Here is a 12,006-nt window from a genome sequence, read left to right as displayed (position 1 = left end):
GCGGGGGGCGCCGGGTCGGCGGGGGCCGGGTGTGGTGGCGGTGGCCGGGCGCCGGGTGGCCGGGTGACTGGGTGTGATGCCGACACCGGGCGATGGTGCCGGGTGCCGGGCGGCTGGGCGGCTGGCGGTGGGCCGCTGGGCGCCGGATGACTGACTGGCCGGGTGCCGGGTGGCCGCGTGGCCGGGTGTGATGCTGCCCGTCGCTTTCCCCCACCCCCCGGTGGGAGAATCCACCACAGCGTCCAGCGTCGAACGTCGAGCGTCCACGCCGATGAAGCCGATGAAGCGGTCGGTGTCCCCGCCGCCGGGGAGGACGGGAGGGAACCGGGTGCCGTCAGCATGATCAAGTGGGTGTTTCTGAGCGCCGGGGCCAGACCCGTCCCGCACCCCGTGGCCACCCCGCTGGTGTGGGCGACCGCCTTCGCGGGTGCCCTGACCTTGGTGGCCCTGCACAACGCCCTCATGGGCCCGGACCGCCCCGGCCCCGCCCTCGCCGCGCTGTCACTGCTGGCGGCGCTGCTCGGCGTATGGGCCCGTTTCACGGCGGCGCCGGGTATCGCGGTCCTGTGCTGGCTGTTCCTCAACGGCTTCGCGATCCCGCCCGCGGGCACCCTCACCTGGACCGCCCCGCGCGACACCCTGTGGCTGGCCTGCCTGCTGACGGCGGCGCTGGTGGGGACAGTGGTGGCGAGGGTGGCGCACGCGAGGGCGGCGTATCGGCGGGTGACGGCGGGGGGTTCCCTGTAGCGGGCGGGCTGCGGCTCAGGGGGTCTGCGACTCAGCGGGTCTGCGACTCAGTGGGCCTGCGGGTCTGCGGAGCCTCACCCTCACCGCCCGGTCGAGCGTCGATGAGTTCACGGCGGTTCGCGAGCACCGCCGACCTTCGCGGCGACCGAGGCCCGCAGATACCCGAGGAACCCGCGCAGCAACACTTTCAACATCTGGGGCGGCGAGGGTATCCGCCGCCCTGGCCCCGGGCAGCCCTTCTGCGAGGCGCAGCCCGCGACCGCCGCCGCGCACTGCCCGAGCTGCACCACTTCAGCCGCCAACTGGGAGCCCCCGCGTGACTGACCCGCACGGTAACCCGTTCCTCCAGATCGTCGTCTGCGCGGCCGGTGTCGCCGCCGATGTCAGCCGGCTGATCACCGCGGCGCAGGAGCGGCACTGGGATGTCGGCGTCATCGCCACCCCGCAAGGGCTCGGCTTCCTGGACGTGGCGGCGGTCGAGGCCCGGACCGGTCGCCCCGTCCGCTCGGCCTGGCGGTCCCCGGGAGAACCCCGCCCGACGCGGACCGCGGATGCGATCGCCGTCGCCCCGGCGAGTTTCAACACGGTCAACAAATGGGCCGCCGGGATCTCCGACAACCTCGCCCTGGGCGTCCTGTGCGAAGCGCCCGCCATGGGGATTCCGGTCGCTGTGCTGCCGTATCTCAATTCCGCCCAGGCCGCCCATCCCGCCTACCGGCAGAGTCTGGATCGGCTGCGCGAGATGGGCGTCCTGATCGGCTCGTACGAGCCGCACCGTCCGAAGGCCGGGGGCGGCGCCCACCGCTACCGCTGGGCGGAGGCGCTGGAGCTGCTGGCGCCCCATTCGTCCCGGTGGCCGTGATCAGTGCCGTCGTGCCCGCGAGAGAGGGAGGAAGAGGGAAAAACCCCGGCTCAGGGCCACACCAAGCAGTACGGCTGATGCCCCGCCTCATGCAACCGGTGCGAGAAGTCCTGCCACTCGTGCAGCAGTTGATACACATTGAACGCGTCCCGAGGCCCCCCTCGATCCGGCACCGTCGACCAGATGAACGCCGCCGCGCCCACCGCTTCCTCGCCGATGCCGCGCAGGGGGTCGACGACCGTCATGGGGAGCTTGACCACCGCGTAGTCGGGGTGCAGCACGACCAGCTCCAGGGGCGGGACCTTGTGCAGCGGGACGCCCTCGATGCCGGTGAGGACCATCGCGGCCATCGTCTCCGGCTTGATCTTGGTGAACATGCCGTTCATCCCGAGTTCGTCGCCGCCGAGTTCCTCGGGGCGCATCGAGATCGGCACCCGGGCCGCGGTCGCCCCGTCGGGCGCGCCGAAGTACTTGTACGTCACCCCCACCCGACCACCATTCCTGCTCCCGGCCCGCAGGCCGTCCAGTCGGCGGTCGATCGGTCGGTCGATCCGTCGGTCGATCGGCTCGGGTTCGTTCGGCGCACCCTGTGCCTGACGTGTCTCGGCGGCTTCCTCCGCGTCGCGCCGGTGCCTTCCCCGCCGGGCACGTCGAGGACCCAGGTCATCAGTCCCCTCGCCCAGTCCGCCACCGCGATGCATATCTCCACCCGACTGCTTTTCTGGGACGCCCGGCCCCGGCCGTGCAACCCGATCATCGTGTCAGTGACCTCCCCCACGGCCGCTCGCCGAAACGTGCGGTGAAACACCTGTCCGCAGGTTCTTCGCAGCACCCATCCCATACGGCCGTGGACGCTGTACGTATCAACGGTCATTTTCGCAGATGGTCCGGGAAGGATCATCGGTTTGCGCCGCCGGTTCGCGCCACGACCGCCCGCACGCCCCCATGCCGCGCTGCCCCGCTGCCCGGATGCCCGGATGCCCCCACGCCTCTGTGCCTCTGCGCCCTCCGAGGGTCACCCGCTCGCCCCCGGCCCCCTCACCCTCCCCACACCCCCCGACCACGCCCACCCCCCTCCACCCCCACCCCCTGTCCTACCCTGAGGTATCACTGCCCCCGGAGTCCGAGAAGTCGGAGAAGTCGCAAGGTCATGAGCGAACTGCCATATCCATACGAAGCACCCGCCTCGCAGGCGCTGTTCGACCGTGCCGCGGCCGTCACGCCCGGTGGCGTGAACTCGCCGGTCCGTGCGTTCCGCGCGGTCGGCGGCACCCCCCGGTTCATGGTGTCCGGCACCGGGCCGTATCTGACGGACGCGGACGGGCGCGAGTACGTCGACCTCGTCTGTTCCTGGGGGCCGATGATCCTCGGGCACGCGCACCCGGAGGTGAGCGCCGCCGTGCAGGCGGCCGTCGCCCGCGGTACCTCCTTCGGTACGCCCGGTGAGGGCGAGGTCGCGCTCGCCGAGGAGATGACCGGGCGGGTCGGCCCGCTGGAGCAGGTCCGGCTGGTCAGCAGCGGCACCGAGGCCACCATGTCCGCCATCCGGCTGGCCCGCGGCTTCACCGGGCGGACCAAGGTGATCAAGTTCGCCGGCTGCTACCACGGGCACGTGGACGCGCTGCTCGCCGCCGCCGGGTCCGGCCTCGCCACCTTCGCGCTGCCCGACACCCCCGGGGTCACCGGGGCGCAGGCCGGGGACACCATCGTCCTGCCGTACAACGACCTCGAAGCCGTCCGGGCCGCCTTCCGGGCCCACCCGGGCGAGATCGCCTGTGTGATCACCGAGGCGTCCCCCGGCAACATGGGCGTCGTCCCGCCGCTGCCCGGGTTCAACCAGGGGCTGAAGGACGCGTGCGCGGAGCAGGGCGCGCTGTTCATCTCCGACGAGGTGATGACCGGGTTCCGGACCAGCCGGGCCGGGTGGTTCGGGATCGACGGGGTCGTGCCCGATCTGATGACCTTCGGGAAGGTCATGGGCGGGGGCTTCCCCGCCGCCGCGTTCGGGGGGCGGGCCGATGTGATGGCGCACCTCGCCCCGGCCGGGCCCGTCTACCAGGCCGGCACCCTCTCCGGGAACCCGGTCGCCACCGCCGCCGGGCTCGCCCAGCTCCGGCTGCTGGACGAGGCGGCGTACGAGACCGTCGACGCCGTGTCCGCCCGGATCCAGGGGCTGGTCGCCGACGCGCTGGGCAAGGAGGGCGTCGCTCATCGCATCCAGAACGCCTCCAACATGTTCTCCGTCTTCTTCACCGACCGTGAGGTGCGGGACTACGAGGACGCGCGGCGGCAGGAGTCGTTCCGCTTCAACGCCTTCTTCCACTCGATGCTCGCGAGCGGGGTGTATCTGCCGCCCTCGTCCTTCGAGTCCTGGTTCGTGTCCACCGCGCACGACGACCGGGCCGTCGAGCGGATCGCCGACGCGCTCCCGGCGGCGGCCCGAGCGGCGGCGGAGGCCACGGAGTGATGGCGTACCAGGAAAAAGGGGTTGAAGAAGGGGTCGAAAAGGGAGAAGGGGGCGGTGGGCGGGAGCTGACCGTCGTCCATCTCGTGCGGCACGGCGAGGTCGCCAACCCCGAGGGCATCCTGTACGGGCGGCTGCCCGGCTACCACCTCTCCGAGCTGGGGCAGCGGATGGCCGACCGGATCGCCGACCACCTCGCCGACCGGGATGTCACCCGGGTCGTCTCCTCCCCGCTGGAGCGCGCGCAGGAGACCGCGGCCCCGATCGCCAAGGCGCACGGCCTGGACATCGCGACCGACCGTCGGCTCATCGAGGCCGGGAACGTCTTCCAGGGCAAGACCTTCGGCGTCGGCGACGGCGCCCTGCGCCGCCCCGAGAACTGGCGCCACCTCACCAACCCGTTCCGCCCGTCCTGGGGAGAGCCGTACGTCGATCAGGTCGTGCGGATGATGGGGGCGCTGGACGCCGCCAGGGACGCGGCGCGCGGGCACGAGGCCGTGCTGGTCAGCCATCAGTTGCCGATCTGGATCGTCCGGTCGTACATCGAGCGGCGGCGGCTGTGGCACGACCCGCGCCGACGGCAGTGCACCCTCGCCTCGCTGACGTCCTTCACTTACGAGGGCGACCGGATCGTGTCGGTGGGTTACTGCGAGCCCGCGCTGGAGCTGGTGCCGCCGCATCTGCGGGTGGGGGCCAGGCCGGTGAAGGGGAAGGACAAGGCGTTCGGGGCCTGAGGCCGTCCGGCCGTTTCCAGTAAGCCGGTGCCGTCAGGCCGCTGCCGCCCGGATGCTGCCGTCCGGCCGTTGCCGTTCGGCGGTTGCCGGTCGGTCCTTGCCGGTCGGTCCTTGCCGTCCGGCCGCTGCCTTCCGTGCCCTGCGCTCCGCGCTTCGTACCCCTTGTGACCCGATCGTCATATTTGTCGGCAAACCTTCACTTCTGCAAGGAACCTCCCCGTTCCTGTCCGCCTCTGACTGGGTGACCACAGAGGACGTACAGGGACGGGGACTCCATGTCGCACATCAGCCGCAGGGGAGCGATAGGACTGGGCGCGGGCGTCGCCGCCACGGTGGGGCTCGCGGCGTGCGGTACCGGTACTGGTGCCGGTACCGGTACCGGGGCGGACGGCTCCGGGGGGTCGGGGCAGGGGCGGGACGGGGGGAGTCCCTCGCCCAGTGCCAAGCCCATCGGCGACGGATCCACCTCCTTCACCGGCAAACAGCCCCGCCAGCCCGGGGCGCCCCGGGCGCTGGAGCCGGGGGAGACCCCGCCGCAGTTCGTGGTCTTCTCCTGGGACGGGGCCGGTGAGGTCGGCAACGGGCTTTTCCCGCGCTTCCTGGATCTCGCCAGGGAGCACGACGCCGGGATGACCTTCTTCCTCTCCGGGCTCTATCTGCTGCCCGAGTCGAAGAAGCGGAAGTACAACCCGCCGAACAACGACCGCGGCGCCTCCGACATCGGCTATCTCACCGACGCCCACATCAGGGACACCCTGGCGAACATCCGCCGCGCCTGGCTCGAAGGCCATGAGATAGGCACCCACTTCAACGGGCACTTCTGCGCCGGTTCCGGCTCGGTCGGCAACTGGACCCCGCAGCAGTGGCGCAGCGAGACGGACCAGGCCAAGGCGTTCGTGAAGGAGTGGCGGACCAACACCGGCTGGACCGATCTGCCGTCCCTGCCCTTCGACTACGACAAGGAACTCGTCGGCGGTCGCACGCCCTGTCTGCTCGGCCAGGACAATCTGCTGCCCGTCGCCCGCGAGCTGGGCTGGCGCTACGACGCCTCCTCACCCGGCGGACGCCAGGTCTGGCCGGTCAAGCGGAACGGGATCTGGGATCTGCCGTTGCAGCAGATACCGTTCCCGGGGCGCGGCTTCGAGGTGCTCTCCATGGACTACAACATCCTCGCGAACCAGTCCGTGAACTCCACCAACGCCCCCGCCCACCACTACCCGGGCTGGCGCGAGCAGGCCACCAAGGCGTATGTGAAGGGGTTCAAGCGGGCTTTCGAGACGAATCGGGCGCCGTTCTTCGTCGGCAACCACTTCGAGCAGTGGAACGGCGGGATCTACATGGACGCCGTCGAGGAGTCGATCAAGCACATCGCGCGCGAGCGGGAGAAGGGTGAGGACGTCCGGATGGTCTCCTTCCGGCAGTTCGTGGACTGGCTGGACGTGCAGCGGCCCGAGATGCTCGACCAGCTCCGGACGCTGGATGTGGGGCAGGCGCCCACCGGCGGCTGGCAGGGGTTCCTCGGCGGCGGCGCGGCCACCTCCTCCTCGCCCTCCTCGGCCACCTCCGCCTCACCCTCCTCGGCCACCTCCACCCCACCCTCCTCGGGGGCGTCGAACGCGGCCTGAAATGGCCGTTTGCGGTCCCGAGGGGGGTGCCCAAGATCCCCGGAACGGACATGCGAAACTTTTCACATGAGTGCCGCCAGCCGCGCCCCCCTGTGCTCGAACCGGTCCCGCCGCAGCCATCGCACCACCGCTCCCGCCCGCCGCCGCGCCGCCCTGGGGGCCGGTGCCGCCGTGGTCGCGCTGTTCGCCACCGCGTGCAGCTCCGGCGGTACGTCCGGCGGAGGCGGCGGCACCGGCTTCATCACCGGCGCCGACGGCATCGCCACCGTCGAGCCGGGTGAGCGCACCGACGTCCCCGAGCTGTCCGGCCCGACCGTCGACGGCGCGACCGCGGATGTCGCCGACTACGAGGGCAAGGTCGTCGTCCTCAACATCTGGGGCTCCTGGTGCCCGCCCTGCCGGGCCGAGGCCAAGAACTTCGAGAAGGTCTACCAGGACGTCAAGGACGAGGGCGTCCAGTTCGTCGGCATCAACACCCGGGACCCCTCCACCAATCTGGCCCAGGCATTCGAGGACGAGTACGGGATCACCTACCCGAGCCTGTACGACCCGACCGGCAAGCTGATGCTCCGCTTCGAGAAGGGCACCCTCAACCCGCAGGCCATCCCCTCCACGCTGATCATCGACCGGCAGGGCAGGATCGCCGCGCGCACCCTCCAGGCACTCAGCGAGGAGAAACTGCGCTCCATGCTCGAACCGGTGCTGGCGGAGAAGTGACATGACCGGATTGTCCGGAGTGTCGACGCTGGCCGCGAGCGGCTCCCTCGACCTCGCCGCCGTCGGCTACAACAGCACGGTCCTCAACGGCGCCCTTCTCGTCGCCCTGCCCATCGCCCTGCTCGGCGGGCTGGTCTCCTTCTTCTCCCCCTGCGTCCTCCCCCTCGTCCCCGGTTATCTCTCCTATGTCACCGGAGTCACCGGCACCGATCTCGCCGAGGCCCGCCGGGGGCGGATGGTCGCCGGGGCCTCCCTCTTCGTCCTCGGCTTCACCGCCGTCTTCGTCTCCACCGGGGCGCTCTTCGGGTTCTTCGGGCAGACCCTGATGGAGAACCAGAGCGTTCTCACCAAGGTGCTCGGCGTCATCATGATCGTGATGGGCGTCTTCTTCATGGGTCTGATGCCCTGGCTCACCCAGCGCGAGTTCCGCCTCCACCGGCGCCCGGTGACCGGACTCGCCGGCGCCCCGCTGCTGGGCGCGCTGTTCGGCATCGGCTGGACGCCCTGCATCGGCCCCACCCTCTCCTCCGTGCTGATCCTCTCCTCCGAGCAGGGCAGCGCGGGCCGCGGCGCCATACTCACCATCGCCTACTGTCTCGGCCTCGGCCTGCCCTTCGTGCTCGCCGCGGTCGCCTTCCGCCGGGCCCTCGGCGCCTTCGGCTGGATCAAGCGCCACCATGTCTGGGTCATGCGGGTCGGCGGCATCATGATGATCGCGACCGGTCTGCTGCTGCTGACCGGCGTCTGGGACACCCTCGTCCAGCAGATGCAGACCTGGTCCAACGGCTTCACTGTGGGGATCTGATCGACCGATGAGCGACACCGACACCGGGACCGGCACGGGAACCGGGACCGACAGCGGCACCGGGACCGACAGCGGTACGGGCACCGGCACCGCGACCGGCACCGCGACCAACGTCGACGCCGACACCGGCACCGGCACCAAGTCCGGCGCCCGGGACAAGGGCCCCGCCGCCGCGCGCGCCGGGAAGCGGGCGGCGACCCGCACCCCCGACGACGACGGACTCGGCGAGGCCGGCACCCGGCTCTCCACCGCCCCCCGCGACGACGCCCCGAACCTCCCCTCCCTCGGGGTGATCGGCTGGCTGCGCTGGTTCTGGCGCCAGCTCACCTCCATGCGGGTCGCGCTGCTGCTGCTTCTGCTGCTCTCGCTCGCCGCCGTACCCGGCTCCCTGATCCCGCAGAGCGGTATCGACATCACCCAGGTCGACGACTTCCGCGAACGGCACGAGACCCTCGCGCCGATCTACGACCGGCTCGGCCTCTTCAATGTCTACAGCTCGGTGTGGTTCTCCGCGATCTACATCCTGCTGTTCATCTCCCTCATCGGCTGTATCGTCCCGCGCACCACGCAGTTCGTCGGCCAGCTCCGCAGCCGCCCCCCGGGCGCGCCCAAGCGGCTCACCCGGCTCCCCGCCTACACCACCTGGCGCACCGAGAGCGAGCCCGAGCAGGTCCACGAGGCCGCCCTCGCGATCCTCAAGCGTGGCCGGTTCCGCGCCCACCCCGCCGGGGACTCCATCGCCGCGGAGAAGGGCTATCTGCGCGAGGTCGGCAATCTGGCCTTCCATATCGCGCTGGTCGTGATGCTGATCGCCTTCGCCTGGGGCCAGCTCTTCAAGTCCGAGGGCAACAAGCTGATCCTGGAGGGCGACGGCTTCGCCAACACCCTCACCCAGTACGACGACTTCAAGTCCGGCAACCTCTTCTCCCAGGACGACCTGGACGCCTTCAGCTTCATCCTCGACGACTTCCGCGGCACCTACGAGCCCACCGGCCCCAACCGCGGCACCCCCCGCACCTATGAGGCGACGATCACCTACAGCGTCGGCGCCTACGGCGAGGAGAAGACCACCACCCTCCGGGTCAATGAACCTCTGGCCATCGGCGACACCAAGGTCTATCTCGCCAGCCACGGCTACGCGCCGATCGTCACCGTCCGCGACGCCACGGGCAAGGTCGTCATGGACAAGGAGGCCGTGGCCCTGCTGCCGCTCGACGGTTTCTCCACCTCCACCGGCGCCATCAAGGTCATGGACGGCTACCGCAACGCCGACGGCGAGCGGGAGCAGCTCGGCTTCAACGCCTTCTTCGTCCCCACCTTCGCCGGTGAGGGCGAGGGCACGATGGTCTCGCAGTTCCCCGCGCTGCTGAACCCGCGCCTGGCGCTCTCCGCCTACCACGGCGACCTCGGGGTCGACGCCGGTATCCCGCAGAGCATCTACCGGCTCGACCAGACCAATATGGAGGAGTTCAAGGACTCCAAGGGCGAGCTGTTCAAGCAGCGGCTGGCCGTCGGCGACACCATGACGCTGCCCGACGGGGCCGGGTCGGTCACCTTCGAGGGCGTCCAGGAGTGGGCCGGTTTCCAGATCGCCCAGCAGCCCGCCAGCGGCTGGGCCCTGGCCGGGTCCGTCGCCGCCATCTTCGGTCTCGCCGCGTCCCTGTTCGTCCAGCGCCGCCGGGTGTGGGTGCGGGCCGTCAAGGGCGCCGACGGGATCACCGTCGTCGAGATGGCCGGGCTCGGCCGCAGCGAGTCCGCGAAGGTACCGGAGGAACTCGGCGAACTGGCCGGGCTCCTGTACGACAAGGCACCGGGCACCCCCGAGCCCGCCGACCCCGACACCCCGGACCTCGACGCCCCAGAGTCCGGCGCACCAGAGCCCGACGCTTCAGACCCCGGCGGCTCGGACCCCGACACTCCGGCCCCTGACGCCCCTGATGCCCCTGACGCCCCCGAGCCAGCCGACCCCGTATCCGACTCCCCCGACCCCGCCGTACCTGCCGAAGGGGCTGAGAAGTGACTCTCGCCGCCGCGACCAACGAGAACCTCGCGAACATCAGCAACACGCTGATCTACTCCTCGATGGCCGTCTACACCCTGGCCTTCTTCGCCTATATCGCCGAATGGCTCCTCGGCAGCCGCAGCAAGGTGGGCCGCACCTCCGCCGCCCTCACCGCGGACACCTCCGCGGACGCGGCCACCACCGCACCGGCCGTGACGGTACGCAAGGCCGGCGGGACCGCCGTGCTGGAGCGGCCCAAGGTCGTCGTACGGGCGGTGGCCGGGGCGCGGGACGTGCCCGACGGGCCCGGTGCGCACGGGGGCAGTGAGAAGGGCGACCTCTATGGGCGTATCGCCATCTCGCTCACCGTCGTCGCCTTCCTCGTGGAGTTCGGTGGGGTGCTCACCCGCGCGCTGTCCGTGCAGCGGGCGCCGTGGGGCAACATGTACGAGTTCAACATCACTTTCTCCACCGTGGCCGTCGGGGTCTATCTGCTGCTGCTCGCGCTCAAGCAGAACGTGCGCTGGCTGGGTCTCTTCCTGACCACCGTCGTCCTCCTCGATCTCGGCCTGGCCGTCACTGTCTTGTACACCGCCAGTGACCAATTGGTTCCCGCTCTGCACTCGTACTGGCTCTACATCCATGTCTCCACGGCGATCCTGTGCGGCGCGGTCTTCTATGTCGGCGCGGTCACCACACTGCTCTACCTCTTCCGGGACTCCCACGAGGCCAAGCTCGCCTCCGGCGGCACCCCCGGCCGCTTCGCCCACTCCTTCCTGGAGCGGCTGCCCGCCGCCGCCTCCCTCGACAAGTTCGCCTACCGCGTCAACGCCGCCGTCTTCCCGCTCTGGACGTTCACGATCATCGCGGGCGCGATCTGGGCCGGGGACGCCTGGGGCCGCTACTGGGGCTGGGACCCCAAGGAGACCTGGTCCTTCATCACCTGGGTCGCCTACGCCTGCTATCTGCACGCCCGCGCCACGGCCGGCTGGAAGGGCCGCAAGGCCGCGTACCTCGCCCTGATCGCCTTCGCCTGCTGGCTGTTCAACTACTACGGCGTCAACATCTTCGTCTCCGGCAAGCACTCCTACGCCGATGTCGGCCTCGGGGCGCTCCAGGCCGTCGGGTTCTGAACACCGGCCGGTCCCGGAGCGGGCCGGTCATACTGAGGGGATGCAGGAAGAGACCGCTCAGTTCGCGATCGACACGTTCCTCTCCGCCTTCAACGCCTCCGACGACACCTATGTGCCGGGCCTGCTCGCCCAGGCCCTCACGCCCGATGTCCTTCTCTTCGGCCCCCTCGGCCGCAGTGAGGGCATCGAGGCGGTCGAACGGTTCGTCCTGGACATCCGCAACCACCCGGCGGGCACCGGCACGATGGTCCGCGCCTCCGGCGTCGACATGCCCGACGAGTGGGCCCGGTACCGGTGGGTGTTCACGACGCCGGGCGGCGGGCCCCGGCTGGCCGGGACGGATGTCGTCCATCTGCGCCGCGACCGGATCGACCAGATCGTGGTGTTCGCGGGGGAGATCAAGCCCGGGGCACAGGCGGGGGCATAGCCGGGGCGTCATACGCCCTTGGGACCCTCGTCCTTCCCGGAGTCCCTGCCGGTGTCCTTCCCCGAGTCCTTCTCGTCGTCCCTCTCGCCGTTCTGCCCGTCGTGGGCGTCGCCCTCCCCGGACCCCTTCCCCTCGCGGGGCGGGCGCGTCTCGTCGGAGAGGGACTTCAGGAACTCGGGGTTGTCGTCGGGGGCGACGAAGCGGGCGCGGCCGGAGCCGGAGCGGACGCCGGACCAGCCCTCGGCGGCCGGGGAGCGCTTCTTCCCGGCGATCAGCCAGGACAGCGACCCCACCAGCGGGAACAGCAGCACGAGGATCGCCCACAGCGGCTTGGGCATATGACGGATGTCCTCGTCCTTCGTACTGATGCAGTCGATGAACGCGTAGATGCTCAGCGCCAGCGGTACGAGGAACATCAGCAGCCTGAGCATGGGTCGAAAGCCTCCTGGAACGCGGGGGAGGGCGGCTCGCACCGGCCCCGTGACGGGGC

12 protein-coding genes are annotated in these 12,006 nt (G+C 70.6%); 10 read left to right on the top strand and 2 right to left on the bottom strand.

From position 1 onward, the window contains the following. Window positions 1-339 precede the first annotated feature (339 nt). Window positions 340-747 carry a hypothetical protein gene (locus tag AB0O01_RS13720; RefSeq protein WP_365313020.1) on the top strand — a complete coding sequence of 136 codons (408 nt, stop codon included), beginning with the start codon at window positions 340-342 and terminating at the stop codon, window positions 745-747. A 316-nt stretch (window positions 748-1,063) separates the two neighbouring features. Further along, window positions 1,064-1,609, top strand: coding sequence for a flavoprotein (locus AB0O01_RS13715; RefSeq protein ID WP_365313018.1), 546 nt, complete (start codon window positions 1,064-1,066; stop codon window positions 1,607-1,609). 50 nt (window positions 1,610-1,659) lie between these two features. Here AB0O01_RS13715 and AB0O01_RS13710 read toward each other — a convergent pair whose 3' ends face one another. After that, window positions 1,660-2,097 (bottom strand): hypothetical protein, encoded by a 438-nt coding sequence (locus AB0O01_RS13710; RefSeq protein ID WP_003974483.1) that lies wholly within the window; start codon window positions 2,095-2,097, stop codon window positions 1,660-1,662. Between the two features lie 662 nt (window positions 2,098-2,759). On the opposite strand from AB0O01_RS13710, the gene hemL reads away from it, so the two are divergent. The 8 genes from hemL (at window position 2,760) to AB0O01_RS13670 (ending at window position 11,516) form a co-directional block, all read left to right on the top strand. After that, window positions 2,760-4,076: a glutamate-1-semialdehyde 2,1-aminomutase gene (hemL, locus tag AB0O01_RS13705; RefSeq protein WP_365313016.1), complete on the top strand. Its 1,317-nt coding sequence runs from the start codon at window positions 2,760-2,762 to the stop codon at window positions 4,074-4,076. Continuing rightward, complete coding sequence (locus AB0O01_RS13700) at window positions 4,076-4,807, top strand: histidine phosphatase family protein (RefSeq protein WP_365313014.1); 732 nt, start codon at window positions 4,076-4,078, stop codon at window positions 4,805-4,807. Before hemL ends, AB0O01_RS13700 begins: the two co-directional genes overlap by 1 nt. A 275-nt stretch (window positions 4,808-5,082) precedes the next feature. Then, complete coding sequence (locus AB0O01_RS13695) at window positions 5,083-6,432, top strand: hypothetical protein (RefSeq protein ID WP_365313013.1); 1,350 nt, start codon at window positions 5,083-5,085, stop codon at window positions 6,430-6,432. Between the two features lie 66 nt (window positions 6,433-6,498). After that, the gene (locus tag AB0O01_RS13690; RefSeq protein WP_365313012.1) at window positions 6,499-7,149 is read left to right on the top strand and encodes a TlpA disulfide reductase family protein; all 651 of its coding nucleotides are present in this window, start codon (window positions 6,499-6,501) and stop codon (window positions 7,147-7,149) included. A 1-nt stretch (window position 7,150) separates the two neighbouring features. Then, window positions 7,151-7,954, top strand: a complete 804-nt coding sequence (locus AB0O01_RS13685) for a cytochrome c biogenesis protein CcdA (RefSeq protein ID WP_365313010.1) — start codon at window positions 7,151-7,153, stop codon at window positions 7,952-7,954. Between the two features lie 7 nt (window positions 7,955-7,961). Beyond that, window positions 7,962-9,974, top strand: coding sequence for a cytochrome c biogenesis protein ResB (locus AB0O01_RS13680; protein ID WP_365313008.1), 2,013 nt, complete (start codon window positions 7,962-7,964; stop codon window positions 9,972-9,974). Beyond that, a complete protein-coding gene (gene ccsB, locus AB0O01_RS13675; RefSeq protein ID WP_365313006.1) occupies window positions 9,971-11,089 on the top strand; it encodes a c-type cytochrome biogenesis protein CcsB in 1,119 nt (372 codons plus the stop codon). The genes AB0O01_RS13680 and ccsB overlap by 4 nt, the downstream gene beginning before the upstream one ends. 40 nt (window positions 11,090-11,129) lie before the next feature. Then, on the top strand, window positions 11,130-11,516 hold the full coding sequence (locus tag AB0O01_RS13670) for a nuclear transport factor 2 family protein (protein ID WP_365313005.1): 387 nt from the start codon (window positions 11,130-11,132) through the stop codon (window positions 11,514-11,516). Between the two features lie 8 nt (window positions 11,517-11,524). Here the strand turns inward: AB0O01_RS13670 and AB0O01_RS13665 are convergent, their stop codons facing one another. Beyond that, window positions 11,525-11,947 carry a PLDc N-terminal domain-containing protein gene (locus AB0O01_RS13665; protein ID WP_365313003.1) on the bottom strand — a complete coding sequence of 141 codons (423 nt, stop codon included), beginning with the start codon at window positions 11,945-11,947 and terminating at the stop codon, window positions 11,525-11,527. Window positions 11,948-12,006: the final 59 nt, after the last annotated feature.

The sequence above is a fragment of the Streptomyces sp. NPDC093252 genome, assembly GCF_040683675.1.
Lineage (GTDB): Bacteria > Actinomycetota > Actinomycetes > Streptomycetales > Streptomycetaceae > Streptomyces.
The sequence above is the reverse complement of the archived record's forward strand: the minus strand, read 5'-3'. Positions and strand labels throughout refer to the sequence as shown.